This is a genomic window from Streptomyces sp. TS71-3 (genome assembly GCF_018327685.1).
In the GTDB taxonomy this organism is placed as follows: domain Bacteria; phylum Actinomycetota; class Actinomycetes; order Streptomycetales; family Streptomycetaceae; genus Streptomyces.
The window spans coordinates 419,583-445,655 of record NZ_BNEL01000001.1; the positions used below are offsets into that span (position 1 = coordinate 419,583).

20 protein-coding genes are annotated in these 26,073 nt (G+C 72.9%); 8 read left to right on the plus strand and 12 right to left on the minus strand.

Going from position 1 to position 26,073, the window contains the following annotated elements; all coding sequences use genetic code 11:
- Window positions 1–51: 51 nt before the first annotated feature.
- Window positions 52–1,041 (plus strand): porphobilinogen synthase, encoded by a 990-nt coding sequence (hemB, locus tag Sm713_RS01845; RefSeq protein WP_212907955.1) that lies wholly within the window; start codon window positions 52–54, stop codon window positions 1,039–1,041.
- 180 nt (window positions 1,042–1,221) lie between these two features.
- A complete protein-coding gene (gene pyrE, locus Sm713_RS01850) occupies window positions 1,222–1,752 on the plus strand; it encodes an orotate phosphoribosyltransferase (protein WP_212907956.1) in 531 nt (176 codons plus the stop codon).
- A gap of 84 nt (window positions 1,753–1,836) precedes the next feature.
- Here the strand turns inward: pyrE and Sm713_RS01855 are convergent, their stop codons facing one another.
- On the minus strand, window positions 1,837–2,448 hold the full coding sequence (locus Sm713_RS01855) for a TetR/AcrR family transcriptional regulator (RefSeq protein ID WP_212907957.1): 612 nt from the start codon (window positions 2,446–2,448) through the stop codon (window positions 1,837–1,839).
- A gap of 109 nt (window positions 2,449–2,557) precedes the next feature.
- Here Sm713_RS01855 and Sm713_RS01860 point away from each other — a divergent pair, with 109 nt between their 5' ends.
- Window positions 2,558–3,421: an SDR family NAD(P)-dependent oxidoreductase gene (locus tag Sm713_RS01860; RefSeq protein WP_212907958.1), complete on the plus strand. Its 864-nt coding sequence runs from the start codon at window positions 2,558–2,560 to the stop codon at window positions 3,419–3,421.
- Between the two features lie 104 nt (window positions 3,422–3,525).
- On the opposite strand, the gene Sm713_RS01865 is transcribed toward Sm713_RS01860, so the two are convergent.
- The 3 genes from Sm713_RS01865 to Sm713_RS01875 all read right to left on the minus strand — a co-directional run bounded on the left by Sm713_RS01865 (window position 3,526) and on the right by Sm713_RS01875 (window position 7,364).
- Window positions 3,526–4,449 carry an AEC family transporter gene (locus Sm713_RS01865; RefSeq protein ID WP_212907959.1) on the minus strand — a complete coding sequence of 308 codons (924 nt, stop codon included), beginning with the start codon at window positions 4,447–4,449 and terminating at the stop codon, window positions 3,526–3,528.
- Window positions 4,450–4,729: 280 nt separating this feature from the next.
- Complete coding sequence (locus Sm713_RS01870; RefSeq protein ID WP_212907960.1) at window positions 4,730–6,082, minus strand: cation:dicarboxylate symporter family transporter; 1,353 nt, start codon at window positions 6,080–6,082, stop codon at window positions 4,730–4,732.
- Window positions 6,083–6,197: 115 nt separating this feature from the next.
- On the minus strand, window positions 6,198–7,364 hold the full coding sequence (locus Sm713_RS01875; protein ID WP_212907961.1) for a mandelate racemase/muconate lactonizing enzyme family protein: 1,167 nt from the start codon (window positions 7,362–7,364) through the stop codon (window positions 6,198–6,200).
- Between the two features lie 121 nt (window positions 7,365–7,485).
- Here Sm713_RS01875 and Sm713_RS01880 point away from each other — a divergent pair, with 121 nt between their 5' ends.
- Window positions 7,486–8,172, plus strand: coding sequence for a GntR family transcriptional regulator (locus Sm713_RS01880; RefSeq protein WP_212907962.1), 687 nt, complete (start codon window positions 7,486–7,488; stop codon window positions 8,170–8,172).
- Between the two features lie 233 nt (window positions 8,173–8,405).
- Here the strand turns inward: Sm713_RS01880 and Sm713_RS01885 are convergent, their stop codons facing one another.
- On the minus strand, window positions 8,406–9,935 hold the full coding sequence (locus Sm713_RS01885; RefSeq protein ID WP_212907963.1) for an alpha/beta hydrolase: 1,530 nt from the start codon (window positions 9,933–9,935) through the stop codon (window positions 8,406–8,408).
- Between the two features lie 281 nt (window positions 9,936–10,216).
- On the opposite strand from Sm713_RS01885, the gene Sm713_RS01890 reads away from it, so the two are divergent.
- A complete protein-coding gene (locus Sm713_RS01890; protein WP_212907964.1) occupies window positions 10,217–10,756 on the plus strand; it encodes a hypothetical protein in 540 nt (179 codons plus the stop codon).
- A gap of 482 nt (window positions 10,757–11,238) precedes the next feature.
- On the opposite strand, the gene Sm713_RS01895 is transcribed toward Sm713_RS01890, so the two are convergent.
- The 6 genes from Sm713_RS01895 to Sm713_RS01920 form a co-directional block, all read right to left on the minus strand.
- Window positions 11,239–11,814 (minus strand): aconitase X swivel domain-containing protein, encoded by a 576-nt coding sequence (locus Sm713_RS01895; RefSeq protein ID WP_212907965.1) that lies wholly within the window; start codon window positions 11,812–11,814, stop codon window positions 11,239–11,241.
- Complete coding sequence (locus Sm713_RS01900; protein WP_212907966.1) at window positions 11,811–13,109, minus strand: aconitase X catalytic domain-containing protein; 1,299 nt, start codon at window positions 13,107–13,109, stop codon at window positions 11,811–11,813. The genes Sm713_RS01895 and Sm713_RS01900 overlap by 4 nt, the downstream gene beginning before the upstream one ends.
- Entirely contained in the window at window positions 13,106–14,518 is a 1,413-nt protein-coding gene (locus Sm713_RS01905) for an MFS transporter (protein WP_212907967.1), read from the minus strand. Before Sm713_RS01905 ends, Sm713_RS01900 begins: the two co-directional genes overlap by 4 nt.
- Window positions 14,519–14,678: 160 nt before the next feature.
- Window positions 14,679–16,337, minus strand: a complete 1,659-nt coding sequence (locus tag Sm713_RS01910; protein WP_212907968.1) for a dihydroxy-acid dehydratase — start codon at window positions 16,335–16,337, stop codon at window positions 14,679–14,681.
- Between the two features lie 62 nt (window positions 16,338–16,399).
- Window positions 16,400–17,701: an FAD-dependent oxidoreductase gene (locus Sm713_RS01915; RefSeq protein WP_212907969.1), complete on the minus strand. Its 1,302-nt coding sequence runs from the start codon at window positions 17,699–17,701 to the stop codon at window positions 16,400–16,402.
- Between the two features lie 130 nt (window positions 17,702–17,831).
- A complete protein-coding gene (locus tag Sm713_RS01920; protein ID WP_212907970.1) occupies window positions 17,832–18,776 on the minus strand; it encodes a LysR family transcriptional regulator in 945 nt (314 codons plus the stop codon).
- A 390-nt stretch (window positions 18,777–19,166) separates the two neighbouring features.
- Between Sm713_RS01920 and Sm713_RS01925 the strand changes: the two genes are divergently transcribed.
- Both Sm713_RS01925 and Sm713_RS01930 read left to right on the plus strand, forming a co-directional pair.
- Window positions 19,167–19,664, plus strand: coding sequence for a hypothetical protein (locus Sm713_RS01925; protein ID WP_212907971.1), 498 nt, complete (start codon window positions 19,167–19,169; stop codon window positions 19,662–19,664).
- 5 nt (window positions 19,665–19,669) lie between these two features.
- Entirely contained in the window at window positions 19,670–21,877 is a 2,208-nt protein-coding gene (locus Sm713_RS01930) for a M48 family metallopeptidase (protein ID WP_212907972.1), read from the plus strand.
- A gap of 249 nt (window positions 21,878–22,126) precedes the next feature.
- Here Sm713_RS01930 and lysS read toward each other — a convergent pair whose 3' ends face one another.
- Window positions 22,127–23,938 (minus strand): lysine--tRNA ligase, encoded by a 1,812-nt coding sequence (lysS, locus tag Sm713_RS01935; RefSeq protein ID WP_212911708.1) that lies wholly within the window; start codon window positions 23,936–23,938, stop codon window positions 22,127–22,129.
- Between the two features lie 336 nt (window positions 23,939–24,274).
- Between lysS and argS the strand changes: the two genes are divergently transcribed.
- Window positions 24,275–26,065, plus strand: a complete 1,791-nt coding sequence (argS, locus tag Sm713_RS01940) for an arginine--tRNA ligase (protein WP_212907973.1) — start codon at window positions 24,275–24,277, stop codon at window positions 26,063–26,065.
- Window positions 26,066–26,073: the final 8 nt, after the last annotated feature.

Consider the following 26,073-nt stretch of genomic DNA (forward strand, 5'->3'; position numbering starts at 1 on the left):
CCCGACAGGCTGTCGGCAAAAGCACGTCTGGTACGGGCTTAGCGTGGATGTATGACGACGTATGGTTCCTTCCCCGTGGCGCGGCCCCGGCGGCTGCGTCAGACCACCGCGATGCGGCGCATGGTGGCCGAGACCCGGCTGCACCCGGCCGATCTGGTCCTGCCCGCCTTCGTGAAGGAGGGCCTGGCCGCCCCGGTGGAGATCGGCGCGATGCCGGGCGTCTACCAGCACTCGCGGGACAGCCTCCGCAAGGCCGCCGTCGAGGCCGCGGAGGCCGGGGTCTCCGGGATCATGCTGTACGGGGTGCCGGAGGAGGGCAAGAAGGACGCCGTGGGGTCCGCGGGGACCGACCCGGACGGCATCCTCCAGCAGGCCCTGCGGGATGTGCGGGCCGAGGTCGGCGACGACCTGATCGTGATGTCGGACGTGTGCCTGGACGAGTTCACGGACCACGGCCACTGCGGCGTCCTCGACCGGGAGGGCCGCGTCGACAACGACGCCACCCTGGAGCGGTACGCCGAGATGGCCATCGTCCAGGCCGAGGCCGGGGCGCACGTGCTGGGCCCGAGCGGGATGATGGACGGCCAGATCGGCGTGATCCGCGGTGCGCTCGACGAGGCGGGCCACGAGGACATCGCGGTCCTGGCGTACACCGCCAAGTACTCGTCCGCGTTCTACGGGCCGTTCCGCGAGGCCATCGGCTCCTCGCTGAAGGGCGACCGGAAGACGTACCAGATGGACCCGGCGAACACCCGCGAGTCCCTGCGCGAACTCGCCCTCGACCTCGAAGAGGGCGCGGACATGGTGATGGTGAAGCCCGCCGGGCCGTACCTCGACATCCTGGCGCGCGTCGCCGACGACGTCGACGTGCCCGTGGCCGCGTACCAGATCTCCGGCGAGTACGCGATGATCGAGGCCGCGGCCCAGCGGGGCTGGATCGAACGCGACCGCGCGATCATGGAGACCCTGCTCGGCATCAAGCGCGCCGGCGCGAGCATCATCCTCACGTACTGGGCGACGGAGGTCGCGCGGCAGCTCTGAGCCGGGCCGGACGGCGCCGGTCACGGGTGCCGTCCGCGGGGCCGTCCGCGGTGCCGTTCGCGGACGGCGCCTGGTCCGTCCGTCGTGGGGGCGCTTGGTCCCGCAGTCGTGGGGGCGCCTGGTCCCGCCGTCGTGGGGGGCCGGCGCGCCGGTCAGGAGGGGCTGGGAGAGTAATCGCCTGTGACGCACTCTGATCTGGCTCTCCGCATCCATGCCGCCTCGTATCTGACCGGCCGGTTCACGCTCCGGTCGGGACGTACCGCCACGGAGTACTTCGACAAGTACCGGTTCGAGGCGGATCCCGTCCTGCTGGACGAGATCGCCCGGCGGATGGCCCCTCTGGTGCCGTCCGGCACGCAGGTGCTGGCCGGCCTGGAGATGGGCGGCATCCCGGTGGTGACCGCGCTCGGCCGGCACACGGGCCTTCCTTGCGCGTTCGTGCGCAAGCAGGCCAAGCCGTATGGCACGTGCCGACTGGCCGAGGGCGCGGAGGTCGCGGGCCGGAACGTGCTCGTCGTGGAGGACGTGGTGACCAGCGGTGGGCAGATCGTGCTGTCGACCGCGGACCTGAGGAACCTCGGCGCGCGGGTGGATGAGGCGCTGTGCGTGATCGACCGGGAGCAAGGCGGTGCCGAAGCCCTCAAGGCAGAGGGCATCAGCCTGCTGTCATTGCTGACGGCCGAAGACCTGCGGACTGCTGCCGCATCCTGACGCCGGGCCGGGACCGGCGCCTGCCTGACGCCGGCCGGTGCACGCCCCGCCTGCCCGCCTGCCCGTCGCGGCTCGTCATCTCCGCTACCGGCGCAGCCCGTGGAGCACGACGTCGAGGTACGTGTCCGCGGACGCGCCGTGTTCCGCGTGCTTGGGGAGCGCGGAGATCAGGGCGAGGACCTGGACCGCCGTGACGTCGCCGCGCACCACGCCCTCCTCCTGCGCGCGGGACCACAGGCGCGCGAAGCTCGCCTTCATCGGGGCGCAGGCCGCGGCCATCGGGGAGCCGTCGTCGGCGAGGCCGTCCCCGATGCGCGTGCTCATGCCGCCGTACTCGGTCGCGCTCCGGTCGTACCGCCGCAGCCAGCGCACCAGTGACTCCCAGGTGTCCGGCGCGTCGAGGAGTTCGCGGGCCTCCGCGTCCAGCAGGTCGACGCGGTCCTTCATGATCGCGACGAGGAGATGCTCCCGGCTGGGGAAGTGCCGGTAGAGCGTGCCGCGCCCCACGCCCGCCTCTTTCGCGACGTCGTCCATGGGCGCGTCCGTGCCGTCGCGCGTGAAGACCTCGTGTCCCGCGGCGATGAGCGCGTCGTAGTTGCGGCGTGCGTCCGCGCGGAGCGGCTTCGTGCCGGGACGTGTGTCGGGACGCGTGTCGGGGGGCGCGGTGGGCGGCGTGCCGGCGGGCGTGGTGCTCATGGGGCCAGGCTATTTGACAACCGGACACGGTGTCCATATCGTCGGCCCAGACGGGAAGCGGACGGAGTGTCCGGATGTGGCGGGGCAGACCTGGCAAGGGAGAAGGACCATGGCAGCACCGGACAGCAGGCCGATCGTGGCCGTCGTCACCGGCGCGAGCAGGGGCGCCGGGCGGGGGATCGCCCAGGCGCTGGGCGGCAGGGGCGCGACCGTCTACGTGACCGGGCGCAGCCGGGCGGCCTCCGACTCGCCGTACGGGGGCACCGTCGCCGAGACGGCGGCCCTGGTCGACGAGGCCGGCGGCCGGGGGATACCCGTGGTCGTCGACCACGGCGACGACGAGGCGGTACGGGACCTCTTCGAGACCGTCCGGCGCGCTCACGGGCGGCTGGACATCCTGGTCAACAACGCCGCCAAGCTGGTCGGCATGACCCTGCCGGGCGGCTTCTGGCAGAAGCCCCTGGACACGGCCGACCTCATCACCGTCGGGCTGCGCTCGCACTACGTGGCGAGCTACCACGCGGCGCCGCTGCTGATCGCCAACGGCCGCGGCCTCATCGCCAACACCGGACACTACGGCGCCGTGTCCTACTACCACGGCGCCGCCTACGGGGCGCAGAAGGCGGGCGCCGACAAGATGGCCGCCGACATGGCCAGGGAACTGCGGCCGCACGGGATCGCGGCGGTCTCGATCTGGATGGGGCCCCTCGACACCGAGCGCGCACGGGCCTACCTCGCCTCCCTGCCCCCGCGGGACCGGCCGGCGCAGAAGAGGGAGTCGCCCCTGTTCACGGGGCGGGTGATCGACGCGCTCTACGCCTCCGGCGATCTGATGGCGCTCTCCGGCCGGGCGCTGATCGGCGCGGAGCTGGGCGCCCTGCTCGGCGTCACGGATGTCGACGGCAGCGCGCCCCGGTCCCTGCGGCACGTCCTGGGCGGGCCGCCCGAACCCCACCCGAGCCTGCTGGCATAAGCGAGCCTGCCTGGTAGGGCCGCGTCCGCCGGTGCACCCGAGCCCGCCGGCGCACCCGAGTCCACCGGCAGACCGAGTCCACCGGCACGCCCGAGCCCGGTCGCTCAGCCCAGCAGCGCCGCCACCACGACCAGCGCCGGTACCGAGGCCAGCGTGGAGACCAGGATCGATTCGCGGGCCAGTTCCTCGCCGACCTCGTAACGGGTCGCGTAGGTGAAGAGGTTCTGGGCGGCGGGGAGTGCCGAGATCACCGTCACGTCGAGTACGGCCGCGTGGCCCAGACCGCAGACCCAGGTGCCGAGCGCCCACGCGATCACGGGTTGCGCCACGCACTTGAGCGCCACCGACAGCAGGACGGGGCCGCGTTCCGGGCCCCGCACCGGCATGGCGCTGCCGTGCAGGGAGATGCCGAAGGCCATCAGGACGGCCGGCACGGACATGTTGCCGATCAGCGTGAGAGGAGCCAGCGCGGGCCCGGGTATCGTCCAGCCGGCCGCCGCGACCGCCACCCCGGACAGCGAGCCCACCGCCATCGGGTTGCGCAGGGGTGTGGTGAGCCGCCGCCAGAGCGGTTCCTTGCGCGAGTCGGGGCGGGTCAGGTCGAGAACGGTCAGCGCCGCCGGCGTGATGACCATCTGCTGGAGGAGCAGCACGGGCGCGACCAGCGCGGCGTCGCCGAGCACGTAGACGGCGATCGGGATGCCGAGGTTGCCGGCGTTGACGTAACTGGCGCAGAGCGCGCCGATGGTGGTGCGGCCGGTGCCCCAGCGGCGCAGTACGCCCGCCGCGGCGAAGAGGGCCGCGGTGGCCGCGGTGGCCAGGGCGCTGACCAGGAGGCGCTGGGAGAGGATCACCGAGAGGTCGGCGCGGGCGAGGGTGGTGAACATCAGGGCCGGGGTGGCTACGTGGAAGGCGAGTTTGCTGAGTACGTCGCGGCCGGTGCGGCCGAGGTGGCCACGGTGCCCCAGCGCGTAGCCCACGGCTATGACGGCGCCGATCGCGGCGAAGCCGGTGAGGACTCCTTCCATCGGGTTCCGTGCCCCTCTTGCTGGTTTGCTACGTGCGGGTTCGTCGCGGCTTGTTGCGCAGTTCCCCGCGCCCCTACAGGGCGGGTCTGCGCCCCGGCCCGCCCAGGGGCGCGGGGTGGGGTACCTCCCACGTCCTCAAGGCAGTGGGGGAGCGAGCAACCACCACCTGCCGGTGGTCGGGAAGCGGCAGAACCAGCCGCTCCGGGCCGGTGACGACCTGACGGTTCGTCGTGGCTGGTCGCGCAGTTCCCCGCGCCCCTGGGTGGACCGGGGTGAAGCCTCACATTTGCTGGGCCTGAGTGGTCACCGTCTTCGTCGGGTGCAGGGCCGCGCGTGCGCGGCCTGCGTCGAAGTCGTTCTCCCATTTGCCGATGACGATCGTCGCGACGGCGTTGCCCAGGACGTTGATGAAGACACGGCCCTCGTTGAGGATGCGGTCGATGCCGACGATCAGGGACAGCGCGGCCAGCGGAATGTGGCCCACGGCGGTGATCGTGCTGGCCAGCACGAGGAACGCACCGCCCGCGATGCCCGCCGTGCCCTTGCTGGTGAGCATCATGACACCCACCATGACGAGCTGGTCCTGCCAGGACAGGTCGATGCCGAGCGCCTGCGCGAGGAACAGCGACGCCATCGTCAGGTACACCGCGGAGCCGTCCAGGTTGAAGGAGAACCCGGAGGGGATCACGATGCCGACGACCGGGCGGCCCACGCCCAGCCCCTCCAGCTTGCGCACCACCCCCGGCAGCACCGCCTCGCTGGAGCAGGTGCTCAGCGCCACCAGCAGCTCGGCCTTGAGGTAGCGCATGAGCGCCAGGAGCCCGAGGCCGCAGGCCCGCATGACCAGGCCGAGCACGACGGCGATGTACACCACGCAGGTCGCCGTGAACAGCACGATCAGGTAGCCGAGCTGCTTGAGGCTCTCCGCGCCGTACGTGGCGACGACGGTCGCCAGCGCGCCGAACGTGCCGAACGGCGCGAGCCGCATCACCCAGCCCACGATCCGGAACACCACGTCCGACAGCGCCTTGATGCCGCGGGTCAGCGGCGCGGCCTGCTCGCCGGCCATGTTCAGCGCCACACCGAAGACGATCGACACCAGCAGCGCGGCGAGGATGTTGTCGCCGGTGAGCGCGCCGAAGAGGGAGGGCGGGATGAGGGAGGTGACGAAACCGGTGAAGGTGACGTCCTCCTTGGCGTCCGCGGGGACGGCGTGCGCGTTGAGGGTGCTCGGGTCCACGTGGAGTCCGGCGCCGGGCCGGAAGACGTTGGCGACCAGCAGCCCGATCAGCATCGAGACCAGCGACAGCACCAGGAAGTAGCCGATCGCCTTGCCGCCGATGCGGCCCGCCTTGCGGAGGTTGTCCATGGCCGCGATACCGGTGGTCACCACGGAGAAGACCACCGGGACCACGATCATCGAGACCAGGCTGACGAACCAGTCGTTGAGCGGGGCGAGTTGCTTCCCCACACCTGGCGCGGCCATGCCGACGACGATCCCGAGGACCGCCGCCAGCACCACCTGGAACCACAGTTCGCGTATCAGGCGGGCGGGCCGCGAGCGGACCGGGCGCTCCGGGCCCTCCGGATGCTCCGGGCGCTCCGGGTGCTCCGGCGCGGTGGTCGACGTCATCGTCAGTGCTCCTTGCTCGGGGGTGCGGCGGCTCGGGATCGGGGGGCGGTTCGGGGCGTGTGGTGGTGTGGGGTTCGCGGAGCGCGGCGGCCGTCGCGGGGGCCGGAACCGCCGCTCAGGCGTGCAGTTCGCGCAGCACGCGGTGGAAGGCGGCCTTGCCCTCCAGGCCGATGCCGGGCATCTCGGTGAGGCCGACCCGGCTGTGCTCCACGACCGCGTCGTCGGCGAAGCCGCCGGTGGGCTGGAACTCGCCCGGGTACGACTCGTTGCCCCCCAGCCCCAGGGCGGCCGCGATGTGCAGCGAGAACTGGTGGCCGCCGTGCGGGACGCAGCGCCGCGGCGACCAGCCGTGCGCGCGCAGCATCGCGAGGATGCGCAGGTACTCCACCAGGCCGTAGCTGAGCGCCGGGTCGACCTGGATGACGTCGCGGTCGGGGCGCATGCCGCCGTAGCGGATCAGGTTGCGGGCGTCCTGGAGGGAGAAGAGGTTCTCGCCGGTGGCGATCCGGCCGGGGTAGTGCTCGGCGAGCACCGCGTTCAGCCGGTAGTCCAGCGGGTCGCCGACCTCCTCGTACCAGAACAGCCCGTACGGCTCGATGGCCCGCCCGTACTCCAGCGCCGTGGCGAGGTCGAAGCGGCCGTTGACGTCGACCGCGAGGCGGGAGCCGTCGCCGTCCAGGACGTCGAGGACGGCCTCGATGCGGCGCAGGTCCTCGGCGAGGTCCGCCCCGCCGATCTTCATCTTCACGACGTCGTAGCCCAGGTCGAGGAAGCCGCGCATCTCGTCCTTCAGATCGCCCGTGGTCTTGCCGGGCGCGTAGTAGCCGCCGGCGGCGTAGACGAAGACGGACTCGTCCGGGCTGCCGTCGCCGTAGCGGTCCGACAGGTACCGGTACAGCGGCTGTCCGGCGATCTTCGCGGCGAGGTCGAAGAGGGCCATGTCGAGGACGCCGACGGCCACCGAGCGCTCCCCGTGCCCGCCCGGCTTCTCGTTCCGCATCACCACGTCCCACGCCCGTGCCGGGTCCAGGTCGCCGCTCTCGTCGAGCAGGGAGGCGGCGGGGGCGTCCAGCAGGCGGGGGATGATCCGGCGGCGCAGGATCTCGCCGGCGCTGTAGCGGCCGTTGGAGTTGAAGCCGTAGCCGACGACCGGCTTTCCGTCGCGGATGACATCGCTGACGACCGCCACGATCGAGCAGTCCATCGCGCTGAAGTCGATCCACGCGTTCCGGATCGACGAGCTGATCGGGACGGTGCCCTCGTACACGGCGGTGATCTTCATGGTGGCGCCTTGCCTGCTTTCTCATATCTTATAAGTTGCGACGACTGTTAGGGTTGGGTGCCCACCCGGGCGGTGTCAAGGGGCTGGGGCTTGGACCGCGGAGGAAAGGGGCGCCACGCGTATGGCCGGGACGACGAACCTCTTCCTGAGCAAGAGCGACCTCGCCTACGCCGAGCTGCGCGGCAGGATCCTCTCCGGCGGCCTCGCGCCCGGCGCCCGGCTGGCCCAGTACGAGCTGGCCGAGTCGCTCAACATGAGCATCACCCCGCTGCGCGAGGCCATCCGGCGGCTCAGCAGCGAGGGCCTGGTGGAGGTGGAGACGCACCGCGACGTGCGGGTGGCGGCCATGAACTCCGTCGAGGCCCGCCAGCTCTTCGAGGTCCGCCTCTCCCTGGACCCGACGGCGGTGGAACTGGCCGCGGGACGCCGCACCGACGCGGACATCGCCGCGATCCGGGCCGCGCTGGGTAACTTGCTGCCGGTCACCCGCCGGTGGGGCGAGGAAGCGCTCGCGGCCCACCGCACCTTCCACCGCGCGCTGTATGTGGCCTCCCACAACGACGTCCTGATCCGCCTCCTGGACGACCTGTGGGACAAGTCCGACCGCTACCGCAGGCTCGGCCTCGAACTCCCGCCCGGCGACGAGCCCCGCACCCGCGACCTCGACGAGCACCACCGCATCGCCGCGCTCGTCGTGGACGGCGCGGCCGAGGCGGCGGGGCGGCTGATGCGGGACCACATCACGATGAGCCTCACGGCGTCGGCGATCAGCGCGCTGGAGGACCGGGAGGGGCGGGAGTCCCGGTAGGGCCGGGGCGGGAGCCGTCGGCTCAGCCGGGCAGCCGCTCGTAAAGTGCGGTCGGGCACGTGAAGTGCCGTCCGCGCGGGCGACCTTGAGGGCCGAGCGCTTCCCCGAGCCGCTGCGTGCCGCCGCCCGGCGCCTGAGCTCCACGCTGTCGTGACCTCACCGGACGGCGGACGTGATCAACCCTGACCAATCCCTGATCCGGCCCCGGTCGTGCCGAGGCCGGATCCGTGCGGTCAGGACGGTATGGACGGGCAGCGGGTGCCCCGGGCCGGGAGCGTCAGGTCGGTGAGGTATACGTCGACGGCGTTCTCCATGCAGGGGCCGCTCGTGACGCTGCCGTGGCCCTGCCCCTCGTAGGTGAGGAGCACGCCGCTGCGGCCGAGTTGCCGGGCCACCGAGACCGCCCAGGGGTAGCCGGTCGCGGGATCGTGGAGCGAGTTGGAGACCAGGATCGGCGGGGCGTCGTGGGCGTCGAGCCGGTGCTGGGGGTTGGCGGTCGGTGCGCCGAGGCACGCGGCCAGCATGTGGACCGGCAGCAGGTACGGCAGGTCGGGCGCGGTCCTCTCCATGGCCCGGACGTACGAGGCGTACTGGCGGTAGTCGTGTATCGGCAGGTGCCAGTCCGCGCAGAAGACCGGGGTCGCCGGCGGCAGCGGCGCCACCGAGGTGGGCGAGGCCGGCAGCGGCCTCCTCGCGTCCATCCCGGCGACGGCCGTGGCCAGGCCCGCGTAGTCGGCGTCGTAGAACTTCCGGAAGGCGATGCCGTTGACCAGGTCCGACTGCGACAGCGGGGTGCCGGGCTCCGCCGGGTTCTCCAGCTCGCCGCGCCCGGCCCGGTCCAGCAGCCCCTGCCAGACGCCGCGCACGTCACGGCCGTGCAGCGCGCAGTCCGCGTGACCGTCGCACCACGCCGCGAACTCGCCGAACGAGTCCTCGGCCGCGGTCGCCTGGGCCCGCAGGAACTCGCCGGCGGTGGGGACGCTGTGGTCGATCACGCTCTCCAGCACCATCGCGCGGACCCGCCGCGGGTACGTCTCGGCGTACTCGGCCCCGAGCAGCGTGCCGTACGAGCTGCCGTGGAAGGTCAGCCGGGACTCGCCGAGCGCCACCCGCAGGGCGTCCAGGTCGCGGACCGTCTGCGCGCTGTCCAGGTGGTCGAAGACCGGGCCGGTGCGCGCCCGGCAGTCGGCGCGCAGCCGCGTGTTGTACGCGACGGTGGCGTTGAAGTCCGCCTGGCTCGCCAGCTGGGGTGCCGGCCGCTGGGCGAGCAGGTCGTTTGAGCACGTCACGGGAGTGCTGCCGCCCACGCCCCGCGGGTCGAAGCTGACGATGTCGAACCGCCGCCGGACCTCGGGGCTGAACCGGCTGATGCCGGTGACCACCCTGTCCACGCCGGAGTCGCCGGGCCCGCCGGGACCGAACACCATCGAGCCGACGCGGGCGCCCGGGTCGGTGGCCTTGCGGCGGGCCACGGCCAGGCCGAATCTCGGTCCGTCCGGGTGGGCCCAGTCGACCGGCACGGAGAGGGTGGCGCACTCGGCGCCCGGGTGGGCCGCGTCGTCGCAGGGAGCCCAGTCGAGGGATGACGCCTTCGCGGGCGGCGGGCTCTCCGCCAAGGCGTTGACCTGCGGCGCGCTTCCCGGCGCCGCGCTCACCGCGGGAGCGGTGGCGAGGCCGACGACGGCGGCCAGGGCCCCTCCCGCGGCCACGGCCGTGCTCCACACCGTGCCGCGCCGCCGCGCTGACCTGCCCCTGAGCAGCATGAATCGTCCTCCTGGAGAGATGGGACGGGAGAGGGGTGCGGGCCCGGCCGGGGGCACATCCACACGTTAGGCGCGCCGTCGCCCTCCCGACGCCCGTGTCAGGGGCCGCTCCGGGTCTAGTCAGGGGCGGAGTCAGGGGTGCCCCAGGGATGCCCCGGAGCCCCGGGGGTACCCGGCATCCCCGACGCGGCAAGGCAGAGGGAAGCTCGGCAAAGCACCGGACGGCGCGCAAGGCACGGCGCGCAAACACGGCACGGCACGGCAAGGCAGGAGGGCGCGCGATGAACGACACCCGGAGTCCCGGCGGGAACGGTCCGCAGCAGGCTCCGCCGCCCGGCCGCTCGGAGCTGCTCGGCATCTACCTCAACGACCACCTCGCCGGAGCCACGGCAGCCGTGGAACGGGCAGGTCACATGGTGCGGACGATGCGCGAATCGCCCCTCGCGGAGACCATGCGCCCGCTCGGCACGGACATCGCGGAGGACCGGCGGACGCTCATGGAGATCATGCACAGGCTGGGCATCCCCGTACGCCGGTACAAGGTCGGGGCCGGCCTGATGGGCGAGCGGCTCGGCAGGCTGAAGAGCAACGGCCGCTTCATCCGCCGTTCCCCGCTCAGCTCGCTGCTGGAGCTGGAGGCCCTCCAGATCGGCGTGGAGGGCAAGGCCGCCATGTGGGAGGCGCTCCGCCGGCTCCCCGACGGCGGGGAAGCGCTCGACCCGCAACTCCTCGACGGCCTGCTGGACCGGGCCCGGCAGCAGGCGGACACGCTGCGGGAGGAACGCCGCCGGCAGGCCGCCGTGGCCTTCCGGGAAGGCTGAGCGGGCGTTCCGGGCGGGCTGAGCGGTTTCCGGGAGGGCCAGGCTGACGAGGACCTGCGCATCCGGGAAGGCTGACGGCACCCGCGCAAACCGCAAAGGAAATCCCCGGCCGGTGGGGGGAACCGGCCGGGGAAACCGAGTGCGGGCCCGAAGGGCGGTCGCCTCGCGGCGAAAGGCTCCGTGGGGCTTCAGCCGAACGATCTTCCCCACGGGCTGGAAGTGAGGCCCGGGGACACAGTCCCCTTCGCACCCGCATATGGGTGAACGATAAACGGCCCTACCTTGTTCCCCGGCGGCGGTGAACCACATCACCCCGTTGCTTCCCGATGGTGCCGAACCCGTTACGCCCTTGCCTCCGGACGCGGTGCACCCCGCCAGGCCCCTGCTTCCGGGCCGTCGTGCACGCCAGGCCCCTGCTTCCGGGTCGTCGCGCACCCCGCCGGGCCCGTGCTTCCGGGCGGTCATGCACCCCGTTACGTCCCCTACCCCGCCCGCTCCGCCTCCCGGGCGGCCCGCGGCGTGACGGTCACGATCCCGTGGTCGGCGTCCAGGCGGAGCCAGTCGCCGGTGCGGATGGCGGCGACCGGGTCGCGGTCCAGGTCGGTGAGGGCCGGGACCCGGGTGACCACGGCGCCCAGGGCGGACTTGGTGGTGGTGACCGTGAAGATCATGCCGAGCGGTGCGGTGCCCAGCAGCCGCGTCGCCTGGAAGAACCCGGACCAGCCCGAAGAGCCCTTCGCGCCGGGGAAGACCAGGATCTTCCCGGTGAAGCAGACGCCGAACAGCTCGTGGCGGCGTTCCGTGACGGTGCCGGTGGCCGGGTCGATGCCGCCCCACCCCGAGATCGTCTCCCGCGACACCAGCGCCTCGCCCTCGACCACGCCGCCGACGACCTTGCGGCCGTGCAGGGTGAACGGGGCGGGAGCACCGGTGTCCGGGGCGGCGGGCGCGGGCGGGGTGACGGCCGGGTGCGCATCGGAGGCGGCGGGTGCACGCGAGGCGGAGGCGGCGGGCGTGCGCGAGGCCGCCGCTCCTGCCGCCTCTTCGGCCGGGGTCATCGCAGCTCCCCCTTCCAGCGGCCCGTGACCGCCGCGTCCACGCAGTCCTCCAGCGTGCCGAACCACGCCTCGATGCCGAGGATCGCCGGCAGGTAGTGCGCCTGCTTCGCGGAGTCCGTGGCGAAGACCTTCGTGCCGGGCGGCGCCGCACGCGACATCGCCGGGCAGGAGTCGACGAGGACCCGGCCGCCCGCGGCCTCGATCACGGCGGTGTACCCGCTGCGGTCCGCCGCGTCCTTCAGGGCCCGTGGCGCCATGATCCACAACTGGGTGCCGGAGTGCAGCTTCCTGCCGTCCAGCGCGCGTGCCGCGTCCCGCATCTGGTCGACGGACGCGTGCGGGCAGCCCAGCAGCACGAAGTCGACGTCGGTGCTGGTGCCCTGGTCGTTCAGCGTCTCGTACACCGCGCGCCGCTCCGCCGCCCCGAACACCACCGGCTCGGGGACACGGCGCCCGCCGAACGCCTCCCGGACCGTCGGCGCCTCCGGCGTGACGCCCGGGATGTGGTACAGCTCCACGCCGCCGGACGACGCGCTCGCGGCGCCGAAGTGCTTGAGGTCGACGAGGTCGGGGCGGGCGAGTTCGCCGGCGGCGCTGCTGACGCTGCTGATGACGGGGCGGCCCTCCTGGACCACGTCACCCGTGAAGTAGCCCAGCAGCCCCCAGTCCAGGAAGCTCTCCACCGGCGTCTCGACGCGGACGTGGTGGGTGCCGAAGCGGTTCTCGGCGAGGTGGTTGCCCCAGCACGGGATCTTGCCGGTGAGGCCGGCGGCTCCGGTGGACGCGCCGCCCTCGCAGTTGGTGCGGGCACCGAGCACCGAGTTGGCGTACACGACCGCGGAGGACTCCATCCACGCGACGTGCTCGCCCCGCACCGGCAGGTTGCCCACCTGGTAGGGCGTGCAGGTGGCGAGGATCGTCACGCCGCGCTGCCCCGCGAACGCCTCCGCCTGGCCCTGCAACTCCACGAACTCCCGCGGATACGGCGCGATGCCCACCGAATCCGGCCCGAAGCCCTGCTGGAGCTGGCAGGTCGGCACCTTCATGTCCGGGATCTCCAGCGTCTCGTCGCTGTCGAGGCTGATCACGGAGAACGCGCGGTTCCAGCCGCCCTCCTCGACCAGCCTGGCCTTCGCCGGGGACGGCTGGGTGGTGGTGCCGGCGACGTTGCGGGTGTCGCAGAGCCGCTCGGCGTCCAGCGCCTCGCCGTAGCGGACCAGCAGGTCCATCGCGGCGGCGACGGCGGGCCCCTCGGCGCCGTCGAGCATGGCCTTCTCCTCGTCGGTGAGCCTCATCGGGCGCCCTCCGCCGTGACGGAGACCGCCCGGGGCGCGGCCTGGGGGCCCGCGGCGACCGTCACGGCGTTGGTGTCGGGGCCGCGCCGCACCGCGACGTGCATGAGCAGCCCGCCGAAGACGATCAGCACGATCGGCGTGTACGCGTACGGCATCAGCTTGCTCAGCCAGAGCAGTTCGAACGTGTACAGCCCCGGCAGGATCAGCCCGAACATGTAGCCGATGCCGTAGCCGCTGGCCCGCACGGACGCCGGGAAGCGCTCGTTGAGGTAGGTGAGGATCACCCCGAGCGGGGCCGACGGCGTCACCTTCGCCACCAGGTAGACCACGACGACCAGCCAGGCCGGCATGCCCAGATCCTTGGCCAGCGCGAGCAGCGCGAACGCCGCGGCCACCACGGTGGCCATGATCAGCGAACAGGTCATCAGCAGCCGCCGCCGGCCCATCCGCTGCCCGAGGCGGGCCAGCACCAGGATCAGGACGATGGTCAGCACGGCCGCGATCAGCTCGGAGGTGGTGCTGAGGTTCGGGCTGGACTCCAGCACCTGCACCAGCAGCGTCGGCAGGAACGACACCGACATCTGCGCGGCGAACCAGTACCCGCACGTGAACAGGAACACGCTGCCGATCAGCGCCCGGTGCGTGGTGAACAGCTCGACGACGGGCTGCTTGCGCCCCTCCGCACGGCGGGCCGCGAAGACGTCCGCGTCCTCCCGCACCTTCCGGTACTGCCACAGGTAGACCAGGCCCAGCACGAAGCCCAGCAGGAACGGCACCCGCCAGCCCCAGGAGAGGAAGCCGCCTTCGGGCAGCACGTTCAGCAGCACCAGCAGCAGGGCGTTGATCACGAGGAACGAGCCGGGGGCACCGGCGCCGATCAGCCCGCCGACCAGCCCGCGCCGCTCGGGGCGCGCCTGCTCCAGGGCGAGCGGCATCGGCGCGGCGTACCCGCCGGCCAGGAAGACGCCGCTGACCAGCCGGAGCGTGGCGAAGACGGCGATGGCGCCGGAGCCCAGGCTGGCGTGGCCCGGCAGCAGGCCCATCAGGAGGGTGCAGACGGTGAAGCCCCAGCCGCTGATCATCGTGGTGCGCTTGCGCCCGATCCGGTCCGAGATGTTCCCGAAGATCACGCTGCCGATGGGGCGGCCGAGCAGGCCGACGGTGAACATCAGCGTCGTCATCGTCGCCCGCGTGGCCGCGGGGGCGCCCTCCGGCATGAAGTACGCCATGGCGGCGGGCAGCACGAGGGCGGGGAGGTAGACGTCGTAGCTGTCGACGAACATCGAGAAGGCGCCGGCACGCGCCGAGCGGCGCTCCTCGGCTTCGCCGATGAGCGGGGCCGGATGCTCTCCGGCCGGACCGGTGCCGGTGCCGGCACCGGCGGCGGGGTGGGGTTGGGGCAGCGTCATTGCCAGCTCCTGGGTTGGATTGCCGAGCGGTCCGCGCTCTCATCCGGGGAGGAAGGGGAGACCGCGGCTTCGGGGAGAGGGGAGAGGGGACGGGTGACGGGGACGCGGGGAACGGGAGCGCGAGGAACGGGGACGGGCGGTGGGACCGGGAGCCGTCCCGTCAGGTGGCCCTGAGCGTCGCTCCCTCCGCGAGGGGGCGGACCGTGCGGCCGTACACCGACAACCAGCCCCGTTCGCCGTGGTCGCGCCCCGCCGAGGGGGTCCGCGCCGCGAGTTCGTCCGCCGGCACCCGGACGTCGCAGCGCCGGCCGGGGAGGTCGACGTGGACCACGTCGCCGTCCCGCAGCAGCGCCAGCGGACCGCCGTCCGCCGCCTCGGGCCGGACCTCGCCGACCACGACACCGCGGTTGACCAGCCCGGAGAGCTGGCCGTCGGTGACCACCGCGACCCGTCCGGTGAGCCCCGCGCGGTCCAGCGCGAAGACGATCTGCGAGGCCATGCCCATGCCGGGGCGCCCGCGGGGGCCGAGCCCCCGCACCACCACCACGTCGCCCGCGGTGATCGTGCCCGCCGCGAGCGCGGCGAGCGCGTCCTCCTGGCTCTCGAAGCAGCGCGCGGGCCCGGTGAACTCGGCCGGCCGCTCCTCGTCGACGGAGAGCTTGACGATGCCGCCGAGCGGGGTGAGCGAGCCGCGCAGCACCAGGATCAGCGGATCCCGCGAGAAGGGGCGCTCGCCGGAGCGGATGACCTCGGGGTCGGCCACCGCCGCGTCCGCCAGGTTCTCGCCGAGCGTCGTGCCCGTCACCGTGGCGGCGCCGAGCTCCAGCAGATCGGAGAGCCGCGCAAGCACGGCCCGCGCGCCGCCCGCCGCGTCGAACTGCTCGATGGTGTGGGGGCCGTTGGGCCGCACCGCCGACAGCAGCGGGGTGCTCGCGCCCAGTTCGCCGTAGAGCGCGGTGATGTCGATCTCCACCTCGGCCTCCGCGGCGACCGCCTGGAGGTGCTTGATGGTGTTGATGGAGGCGCCGACGGACAGGGCCACCCGGACGGCGTTGTGGAAGGCCGCCCGTGTGAGCACCGTCCGGGGCCGCAGGTCCTCGTCCACCACGGCCACGATCCGTGCCGCCGCCTCGTCCGCGGCCCGCCACATCGCGGGGGAGTTCGCGGCGACGGGCGTCGAGCCGGGCAGGGCCATGCCCAGCGCCTCGGCGACGATGTGCATGGAGTTGGCGGTGCCCATGCCCGCGCAGACGCCGGGCCCGCGCACGGCGTCCTCGCTCATCTCGGTCAGCTCACCGGTGAGCGCGGGCCCGGGGGTGCCGCAGGCGTGCAGGAAGACGTCCTCGATGTCGCACTGCTCGCCGCGGAACCGGCCGCTCGGCTGGTAGCCGCAGGCCAGCAGCAGGGTGGGAAGGTTCAGCCGGCCGGCCGCCATGAGCTGGGCGGGCGCGGTCTTGTCGCAGCTCGCCAGGCAGATCATGCCGTCGAGCTGCGCGCCCTCCACGGCGACCTCGATGTCGTTCACGATCAGGTCGCGGGCGGAGAGGATGTAGCCGCCGCCGGCCCCCGCGGAGTGGATGAAGTCGCTGGGCGCGGTGGTGCGCACCTCGAACGGCAGCCCGCCCGCCGCCCTGATGCCGTCCTTGACCCGGGCCGCCACCGCGTCCAGGTGGCTGAAGCAGATGGCGAGGTCCGACGAGGTGTTCACCACCGCGATCTTCGGCTTCTGCATGTCCTCGTCGGTGAGGCCCAGCGCACGCCACTGGGCGCGGCGGGTGGCCCAGCGGACGGAGCCGGGCGGGTAGTTGCTGCGGTACATGCGTCCTCCTGTGGACGTCGGCACGTCGGCACGTCGGCACGTCGGCCGGGTGCGGGCCCGGTCTAGCCGTCGAGGTTGCGGGCCAGCCGGGCCGCGAGCTCGCCGTGGTCGATGTCGTGCACGCTGCCGCTGCCGGACCGCTCGTCCGCCATCTGCAGGACGTGCGCGGCGGCGGCCCCCATCGCCCCGCAGGGCCCCATCACGCGGATGCTGGACAGCGCCGCCGCGTCGCCGTCCACGCACCGGCCCGCGACCAGCAGGTTGGCGACATCGGGCGGGGTCATCGAGCGCAGCGGGACGTAGTGCAGGTGCTCGGGCCCGAACGTCTCCCAGACATAGCCCTGCGGGCTGTCGTGCAGCTCGATCGGCCAGGCGGTACGGGCCACGGCGTCCGGGAAGCGGGTGCCGGCGCGCACCTCGTCGACGGTCAGCTGGTGCGCCGCCTTCACCCAGCGGGTCTGCCGCCGCCCCGGGAACCCGTACGAGCGGACCCGGGCCTTGGCGAACGCCTCCGGGAACTCCGCGCGCAGGAACGCCACGACCCGGTCGGCCTGCACCTTGCCCTCCAGCTGGGCGCGGGCCGCGGCGACGGGTTCGAGCGGGGCCTCGATGTGGGTCATGTTGAGCACGGCGGTGCCGCGGCCGGGGAAGAAGAACGCCAGCCCGTCGTGGCGGCGCAGCCCGTACTCGGCGGCCTTCTCCTTGACCCGGGCGGCCAGCTCCGCGGGCTCGGGACGCCCGCTCTCGGCCAGGTGCTCGACGACGAGCTGCTGCGAGCCGTAGATCTCCCGGTCGGGCAGCCGGCATTCGAGCCCGGCCTGCCAGGCCAGCGCCGCGTCGCCGCTGGCGTCGACGAAGCCGCCGGCCCGGATGTCGAGGGTGCCGTAGCGGGTGGCCAGGCGCACCGAGCGCAGCCGCTCGCCGTCCCGCTCGACGCCGGTGAGCACCGCGGAGGTGACCGGCTGGATGCCCAGGGCGAGGACGGTGTCCTCCACCCAGCGGCCGAGGGCGACCTCGTCGTAGCCGACGGTCGTGGTGTGCGTGCGGTTGTAGAACAGGTCACCGCTCGCGCCGAGGTCGCGGAAGATGTCGTCGAAGATTCCGTGCGTGAGCTGGTGGTGCTCGGGGGCGTTTCCGAAGACCCCGCAGAACAGGCCGATCAGTGAATTCACCATCTGCCCGCCGAGTACCGGCAGCGCGTCGACGAGAACGACGCTTCTGCCGAGCCGTGCGGATTCCACGGCCGCGGAAAGTCCCGCGATTCCCGCGCCGACCACGCAGACGTCGGCGGCGAGTTCATGGACGGCCGGCCGCTCGGGCCGGGTGACGGTGTGGACTTCGAGGTCGGTAAGCGCGTGGGGCATGCCGGACAACGTAAGGACCGGGGCGGGGCCTGGGAAGGCGGCGGAAGATAGACATTACGTCTCGCCGATCATCGACGGGATTTATCTCCGCAGGTGGGGACGGTGTTGTGACCGATGCTCCGGATGTGGATCAGAGGCCGGCCGACACCGCGGTGAGCGTCTTCCGCAGCCATTGGTGGGCCGGGTCGCCGTCGTATTCGTCATGCCACCAGAGCCTTTCCACGATGGGTTCCGGATCTCCGGGGCACGGCAGTACGGCGAGGCCCATCGGTGCCGCTATGCGTTCGGCGAGGCGCTTTTGCAGCAGGGCTACGCGGTCGGTTCCGACGACGAAATGCGGCACCGCTTGATAACTTTCGACGCGCACCCGGACATCGGGCTGAATTCCGAAAAGGGTGAGCTGGCGTGTCGTCGGGGCGGCCGTCAGATAACCGGGATCGGGCTGGAAGGGGGCCACCCAGCTCAGCCGCGCCATGTCCTCCAGCGTGAGGTGGCCGCGCCGGGCGCAGGGGTGCGCGGCGTCCACGACGCACGTCCAGTGGTCGCTGAACAGGTCCGTGGAGCGCAGCCCCGGCACCTCGAACCGGCTGACCGGCGGGGCGATCATGCCGTCGATGAACCGGATCGTCTCCGCCGCGTCCGTGCTGAACGCCTCGCGGACCATCCGGATGTGCAGCTCCACGCGGGGGGCCTGCTCGGCGAGCGCCGCGGAGAGCCGGGCGCCCAGGACGGACACCGTGTAATCGGCCATGAGCAGGGTGAACTGCCGGCGGGAGGTCGCCGGGTCGAAGCTGCTGTCCGTGCTGAAGAGGCGTTCCGCGGCGGCACACACCGTCTCGACCTGCTCGGCGAACTGGAGGGCGAGCGGGGTGAGGACGTAGCCGTTCCTGCTGCGGACCAGCAGGTCGTCCGCGAAGTGCCGGCGGAGCCGCGCGAGCGCGGCGCTGGCCGCGGGCTGGGTCACGCCGATACGGGCCGCCGCACGGGTGACGTTCCGCTCGCGGAGCAGCTCTCTGAGAGCGACCAGGAGGTTCAGGTCCAGGTTCGCGAGGTGGACGGATGCGGGGCGGGTCACTGGCGTGACTATAACCGGCCAGTGGTCGGGGATGGCCGAAAAGGTTCGGTTGCAGTTGTCTCGGAGCCACCCCCCGGTGGGGGCACCTGCTGGCTGGGGCCACCTGCTGGTGGGGGGCACCCACGGTTCCTTCAGGGGCGCGGGGCTGTGTCGATGTGCGGCCCCGCCGCGTGGGCGCGACCAGCTACGACGGCGCCGTCGGGTCGTCACCGTCCCGAGGGGCTGGTTCTGCCGTTTCCGGACCACCTGTCGGTGGGGGTTGCTCGCGCAGTTCCCCGCGCCCCTGAGGGAACCGGGGTGGCCCCGGTGCCTTGCCTGGGCCGGTGCGTCGAAGGCCGAACTCGCGGTTGGTACGGTGGAGTTCAACAGGGGTTCGTACGGGGGGTGCGGATGGGCCGCGACAACGATCACGAGGGCGCGGCCGAGCTGGATCTCGCGCGCCACCTCGTCGCCCGCCTCGCCCCCGAGGAACTGCCCCTCTTCGAGGAGACCGCGGCGGCGGTGGCCCGCGGTGGCCGGGGCGGACGGCGCCGCGACGACCCCCTCGGCTTCGGCGCTGTGGACGCCGCCACCGTCCTGTTCACGGGCGTCGCCTACGGCGTCGCCACCGAGGTGTTCAAGGACCTGGTCCAGGCCGCCGGACAGCGCGCCACCGGCCGCGCGCTGGGGTGGCTGCGGCGGCTGCGCCGCCCCCGGCCCCAGGCGGCCCCCGACGCCGGGAACCCGTACGAGAGCGTCCTCACACCGCTGCCGCCGGACGTCCTGGAGGACGTGCACGGCACGGCCCGCCGCCGGGCGATCCTGCTCGGCCTGCCCGAGGACCGGGCGGGAGTGCTGGCAGACACCGTCGTGGCCTACCTGCGCGAGCGCACCGCCCGGAGGGGCTGACCGCCGTGGACGAGCCGGTCCCGGCCACGGCGGGCGGACCGGTCGCTTCCGGCCCGCTCGACAGGCCCGGCGCACCCGCCCCGCCCAGGCGCCCGCCGCATCTGCCGTCCGCCACCCTGATCGCGTTCATCCTGCTGATCGTGGCGGTCCTGGCGTGCACCGTGCTCCTGACGCCGAACTACTTCACGGCCCTCACCGGCGGCCTCTCCTCCCACCTGGGCGACCCCGTCGACTCGTGCGTCCGCAGGGCCATCGCACGTATCGGCGGCCCCGAGGCCACCATGCGGCTGTGGGGCGAGGGGGGCCACCTGCCGGGTGTCGCGGAGTGCAACCGCCGCAACCCGTCGGGCCCGATCACCCAGTCGTTCCTGACGACGACCGGACTGCTGGCCACGGCCACCGCCCTGCACTACTGGTTCCGGTCCACCAGCCGGGCCCGGCGCCGGGGAGTCCGGCCGGTCACCGCCGAGGCACTGCCGGACCTCCACACCGAGTTGGGCGCCCTCGCGGAGCGTGCGGTGCCCCGTGTGAGGGTGCGGTTCCTGATCGACCTCCTCGACCCGGCGGCGAACGGGGTGGCGTTCGGCCGGGCCGGCCGCCGGTACGTGCTCCTGGGCAGGGGAGTGCTGCCGCTGCTCGACCGCGACCGGGAGGCGTTCGAGGCACTGGTCCTGCACGAACTCGCCCACCTGCGCAACCACGACGTCGACCTGACGATGATCACGCTCGGGTTCCTCCGGGTCTGGTCCGTGCTCGCCTTCGCCCCCGTCGCCCTGGGGCGGCTCATCGCCGTCGTGATAGGCCTCTACCCCCGGGTCTACGGCGAGAGCTTCGCGCAGATGCTGGGTCTCGCCCTCCTGCTCGTCGTGGCGCGGGCGCAGGTGCTGCGGACCCGCGAGTACGGGGCCGACGCGCGCGTGGTCGAGTGGCAGGGCCGCAGCGCACCCCTGGGGCGGCTCCTCGCCGCCGTCGACGACACCGGGCGGACCCGCCGGACTCCGGCGGCGCGCGGGCGGGCCGCCGGGCCCCTGCGGAGGCTGGCCCTGCGGTTGAGCATCACGCACCCGTCCGGCGCGGACCGCAGGGCGGCACTGGCCGACCCCCGGCCGCTGGTGACGCCCGCGTTCGGCTTCGCGCTGGTGCTCGGCGCCTGCCTGGTGCTGGTGTGGCAGCCCAGCAGCTCCCCCGTCGCACACTGGGCCTACGGCACGATCTGGGGCATCTGGCGGCCGGAGCCGTTCACCGTGCTCCTGGTGATCGTGCTCGGCCTGGCCGTGCTGCGCGCGACGCTGTACCGGGGCACGTCCCGGCTCCCCGCACTGCGCTGGGGCCTCGGGCTCGGGGCGGTGGTCGGCTACCTGCTCTCGCCCACGCTGATCGCCGACAGCCTCGGCATGCCGGCGTCGCCCGGCACGGTCGCGGGCACGGCGCTGCTGCTCAGCGGCCTGCTGGTGCTGCTCGTGCTGTGGTGCGAGTACCTGATCGCGGCCTGGACCCCGGTGATCGCGGCGGCCCGCCACCCGCTGTGGATCGCGCTGCTGCCCGGCGCGGGCGTCGCCGCCGCCGTCCTGGCCGCCGCCCGGCCGGTCTTCGACATGCAGCCTTCCTTCGTCCTGTCGCAGTACGACGGCTCCCTCATGAGCCACCTGCCCGGACTGCCGCACGTGTTCGCGGTGGCCGAGATGATCGCCCTCGACGACTACTTCAGCCACATCCCGTGGCTGCTGGGAACGGCCGCGCTGCTCTACGGCCTCCCGGCCCTGGGACACTGGTGCGCCCGCCGCCGGGCGGCGGCCCCGGCCCCGCGAGTGCCGGCGCGCAAGGCAGGCTTCCCGCTCCGATGGCTCGTGGCCGTGTCGACGTACGCGGCACTGTGGTGGCTGGTGTACCAGTTCACCGCCGCGCTCTGGGGGCTGTCGCTGGACCCGCTGTCCGACGCCGTGCTGCTGGCCTGCATCCCCGCCGCGACAGGCGCGGCAGCGGCGGTCACGGCCCGCCACCCCGTACGACGCGCGACCCTGGTCGCCGTCCCCGTCGCCCTGGTCCTCGGTGCCCTGCTGCACAGCTCGTTCGCGGGCCTTCGCCCGATCGTCGAGCGCTCCTTCTTCGCCTTCGCCGTCGAGGGGGCGTTCGTCGCCGCGCTGGCGGTGTCGGCGGTCGCGGCTTTGCCGAGGATCATCGGCAACCCCGGCAGGCGCCAACGAAGCCGTTAGCCACCGTCCGGTCGCGCTCAGCCCCGACGTGACCGTCCCGAGGGGGCTGGTTCTGTCGTGTCCGGACCACTTGCCGGTGGGTGGTTGCTCGCGCCCGCGCGGCGGAGCCTCCCCCACTGCCTCAAGGGCGTGGGAGGTGCCCCCACGATACGGCCCCGCGCCCCTTTCGGGGCTCACCCGGGCCCTCCGGGGCGCCGCCGACGGGGCGCGTGGAGACGGGGCGCGGGGAGACGGGGCGCACCGGCGCCGTCAGGCGCCCAAGAGCTTGCGGACGCGGTCCGCGCCCACCGCCAGCAGCAGCGTCGGCAGCCGCGGCCCGGTGTCACGACCGACCAGCAACCGGTACAGCAGCACGAAGAACGCCCGCTGGGCGGACTTGAGCTCCGGCGTGGGCGCGGCGTCAGCCGCGATCCCGGCCATCGTCTTCGGCACCCCGTACACCAGCCCCGTCAGCCCGTCCAGCGACCAGTGCTCGTCCAGGCCCTCCACCAGCAGCCGCAGCGACTCGCGGTCCGACTCGCCGAGCGAGGCCAGCAGTTCCGTGTCGGCCCCCTCCCGCACGAGCGTGCGCTGCTCCGCGGGAACGTACGTGTTGATCCACGCCTCCGCCTTGTCGAACCGCGGCCGTGCCTCGTCGAGCGAGTCGAGCGGGTGCTCCGGGTCGAGGTCGCTGAGGATCCGCAGCGCCTGCTCGCCCTGCCCGGCCGTGATGTCGGCCACCGACGCCAGGGTGCGGTACGGCAACGGGCGCGGCGTACGCGGCAGTTCACCCGCGGCCGTGCCGACCGCGCGCGCGTGGGCGGCGGCGTCGGCGGGCAGCACCGCCGGCGCGTCCTCGCCCCCCGCCGCGCTCTGGGCGACCTTCGCGGCGAGCCTGTCCCACTCGTCGTAGAGCCGCTGGATCTCCTGGTCGAACGCGATCTTGAACGACTGGTTGGGCCGCCGCCGCGCGTAGAGCCAGCGCAGCAGCTGGGGCTCCATGATCCGCAGGGCGTCCGCGGGCGTCGGCACCCCGCCCCTGCTGGACGACATCTTCGCCATGCCGGAGATCCCGACGAACGCGTACATCGGCCCGATCGGCTGCTCGCCGTCGAACACGGCGCGCACGATCTGCCCGCCGACCTGGAACGACGAGCCCGGCGAGCTGTGGTCCACGCCGCTCGGCTCGAAGACCACGCCCTCGTACGCCCAGCGCATCGGCCAGTCGACCTTCCACACCAGCTTGCCGCGGTCGAACTCGGCGAGCCGCACCGTCTCGGTGTGGCCGCAGGCCTCGCAGGTGTACGCCAGCTCGGTGGTGTCGTCGTCGTAGGCGGTGATCGTGGTGAGGTCCTTGCCGCACGCGCCGCAGTACGGCTTGTACGGGAAGTAGCCGACGGAGCCGCCGCTGCCGTCCTCCTCGGCGGCGGCGCCGGAGCCCTCGGCCGCCGCCAGCTCGGCCTCGTCCGCGGGCTTCTGCTGCTTGCCGCCCTGTCCCTTGGCGCCCTGGCCGCCGCCGTCCGCGCCCTTGCCGGGCTTCTTCGTGCGGTACTGGTCGAGGATCGCGTCGATCTCGCCGCGGTGCCGCACCGCGTGCAGGACCTGCTCGCGGTAGGCACCGGAGGTGTACTGGGCGGTCTGGCTGATGCCGTCGTACTCCACGCCCATCTCGGCGAGCGCGGCCTCCATGGCGGACCTGAAGTGGTCGGCCCAGGTCGCGTGCGGGGAGCCCTTCGGCGCGGGCACGGAGGTCAGCGGCTTGCCGATGTGCTCGGCCCAGGACTCGTCGACGCCGCTCACACCGGCCGGGACCTTGCGGAAGCGGTCGAAGTCGTCCCACGAGATCAGGTGCCGCACGGTGAGGCCGCGGCGGCGCAGCTCGTCGGCGACCAGGTGCGGGGTCATGACCTCGCGGAGGTTGCCGAGGTGGATCGGGCCCGAGGGGGAGAGCCCGGACGCGACGACGACTGGTTTGCCCGGGGCGCGGCGCTCCGACTCGGCGCTGACCTCGTCCGCGTAACGGGAGACCCAGTCGGTGGTCTCGGTGCTCTGAGCCACGATCGGTACGTCCTTCTTTCTGATGTGCGCGTTCCACTGTGCGCGTTTCCGCTGTGCGCTCGTGCGCTGCGTGCCGTGCGCCTGCTGCCGTGTGCGCGGCCGCTCGGCGCGCGTCCTGCTCCTGCCCGGGGTGGCGACCTCGGTGCCGTCCGCGGTGCCCGCCCCACCGGGTGCCTCGCGCGTGCACGCACGTGCACACCGCGTCGCATCCCTGTTCCCCCATTCTCCCAGCTCGCGCCCCAACCGCGAAAACGGCTTGTCAGGGCATGGGATACTGAGTGCGTTACGGCACAGTCCACTGGTCACCACCGGTCGCCCCACGTCGCCCTTGCATCGTCCAGGAGAAACGGCATTCCTTTCATGGCCTCGGTCACCTCGCTCAGCGCCTCGGTCCACCAGCGTCTCGCGGACGCCCTCTCGGCCGCCCTGCCCCAGGCCGGGGCAGCGGACCCCCTGCTGCGCCGAAGCGACCGCGCCGACTTCCAGGCCAACGGCATCCTGGCGCTGGCGAAGCGGGCGAAGGCGCAGCCGAGAGAGCTGGCCGAGCGGGTCGTGGCGGAGGTCGACGCCCCGGACCTGCTGGCGGACGTGGAGGTCTCGGGCCCCGGCTTCCTGAACATCACGGTCACCGACAGCGCGATCACCGAGAACCTCGCGGCGCGCGCCGCGGACCCCGACGGCCGGCTCGGCGCGCCCTTCGCCGACCACCCGGGCATCACGGTGATCGACTACGCCCAGCCGAACGTCGCCAAGGAGATGCACGTCGGCCACCTGCGGTCCGCCGTGATCGGCGACGCGCTGGTGCAGATGCTGGAGTTCACCGGCGAGAGCGTCGTCCGGCGGCACCACATCGGGGACTGGGGCACGCAGTTCGGCATGCTCATCCAGTACCTGGAGGAGCACCCGCACGAGCTGGACCACAAGGCCGCCGGCGCCGCGGGCGAGGAGGCCAGCGGCGAAGAGGCCATGTCCAATCTGGACCGGCTCTACAAGGCCGCGCGGCGGCTCTTCGACTCCGACGAGGAGTTCAAGACCCGGGCCCGGCGCAGGGTCGTGGACCTCCAGGCGGGCGAGCCCGCGACGCTGGCCCTCTGGCAGCGGTTCGTCGACGAGTCGAAGCTCTACTTCCAGTCCGTCTTCCACAAGCTGGACATGGAGATCCGGGACGCCGACGTGGTCGGCGAGTCGGGGTACAACGACATGCTGGCGGAGACCTGCCGGCTGCTGGAGGAGTCCGGCGTCGCGGTCCGCTCCGAGGGCGCGCTCTGCGTCTTCTTCGACGACATCAAGGGCCCGGAAGGCAATCCGGTCCCGCTGATCGTGCAGAAGTCCGACGGCGGCTACGGCTACGCGGCCACGGACCTGTCCGCCGTCCGCGACCGAGTCTTCAACCTCAAGGCGAACACCCTCCTGTACGTGGTCGACGCCCGGCAGGCGCTGCACTTCCGGATGGTCTTCGAGACCGCACGCAGGGCCGGCTGGCTCGGCGACGACGTGACGGCGCTCCAGCTCGCGTTCGGCACGGTCCTCGGCAAGGACGGCAAGCCGTTCAAGACCCGCGCGGGCGAGACGGTCCGCCTGGAGGACCTGCTGGACGAGGCGATCGAGCGGGCCACGGCGGTGGTGCGCGAGAAGAACAACGAGAAGGTCGGGCTCAGCGAGGACGAGATCGTCACCAACGGCGCGCACATCGGCGTCGGCGCGGTGAAGTACGCCGACCTGTCGACGTCCGCCAGCCGGGACTACAAGTTCGACCTGGACCAGATGGTCTCGCTGAACGGCGACACGTCCGTCTACATCCAGTACGCGTACGCGCGGATCCAGTCGATCCTGCGGCTGTCCGGCGACGCGCGGCCCGTCGCGCACCCCGAGCTGGCGCTCGCCCCCGCGGAGCGGGCGCTCGGGCTGCACGTGGACCGGTTCGCGGAGACGGCCGCGGAGGCGGCGGCGGAGTACGCGCCGCACAAGCTGGCGGCGTACCTGTACCAGTTGGCTTCGCTCTTCACGACGTTCTACGCGGAGTGCCAGGTGCTGAGCGAGGAGAATCCGGCGGAGGTCGTGGAGAACCGGCTGTTCCTCTGCGAGGTCACGGCGCGGACGGTGCACCGGGGCATGCGGCTCCTGGGCATCCGCACCCCGGACCGCCTCTGACTTCGTTC

Coding starts and splice junctions, on each gene's coding strand:
- hemB (WP_212907955.1), top strand. CDS start 52: ATGACGACGTATGGTTCCTTCCCCGTGGCGCGGCCCCGGCGGCTGCGT.
- Sm713_RS01855 (WP_212907957.1), bottom strand. CDS start 2,448: ATGAGCACCACGCCCGCCGGCACGCCGCCCACCGCGCCCCCCGACACG.
- Sm713_RS01860 (WP_212907958.1), top strand. CDS start 2,558: ATGGCAGCACCGGACAGCAGGCCGATCGTGGCCGTCGTCACCGGCGCG.
- Sm713_RS01865 (WP_212907959.1), bottom strand. CDS start 4,449: ATGGAAGGAGTCCTCACCGGCTTCGCCGCGATCGGCGCCGTCATAGCC.
- Sm713_RS01870 (WP_212907960.1), bottom strand. CDS start 6,082: ATGACGTCGACCACCGCGCCGGAGCACCCGGAGCGCCCGGAGCATCCG.
- Sm713_RS01875 (WP_212907961.1), bottom strand. CDS start 7,364: ATGAAGATCACCGCCGTGTACGAGGGCACCGTCCCGATCAGCTCGTCG.
- Sm713_RS01880 (WP_212907962.1), top strand. CDS start 7,486: ATGGCCGGGACGACGAACCTCTTCCTGAGCAAGAGCGACCTCGCCTAC.
- Sm713_RS01885 (WP_212907963.1), bottom strand. CDS start 9,935: ATGCTGCTCAGGGGCAGGTCAGCGCGGCGGCGCGGCACGGTGTGGAGC.
- Sm713_RS01890 (WP_212907964.1), top strand. CDS start 10,217: ATGAACGACACCCGGAGTCCCGGCGGGAACGGTCCGCAGCAGGCTCCG.
- Sm713_RS01895 (WP_212907965.1), bottom strand. CDS start 11,814: ATGACCCCGGCCGAAGAGGCGGCAGGAGCGGCGGCCTCGCGCACGCCC.
- Sm713_RS01900 (WP_212907966.1), bottom strand. CDS start 13,109: ATGAGGCTCACCGACGAGGAGAAGGCCATGCTCGACGGCGCCGAGGGG.
- Sm713_RS01905 (WP_212907967.1), bottom strand. CDS start 14,518: ATGACGCTGCCCCAACCCCACCCCGCCGCCGGTGCCGGCACCGGCACC.
- Sm713_RS01910 (WP_212907968.1), bottom strand. CDS start 16,337: ATGTACCGCAGCAACTACCCGCCCGGCTCCGTCCGCTGGGCCACCCGC.
- Sm713_RS01915 (WP_212907969.1), bottom strand. CDS start 17,701: ATGCCCCACGCGCTTACCGACCTCGAAGTCCACACCGTCACCCGGCCC.
- Sm713_RS01925 (WP_212907971.1), top strand. CDS start 19,167: ATGGGCCGCGACAACGATCACGAGGGCGCGGCCGAGCTGGATCTCGCG.
- argS (WP_212907973.1), top strand. CDS start 24,275: ATGGCCTCGGTCACCTCGCTCAGCGCCTCGGTCCACCAGCGTCTCGCG.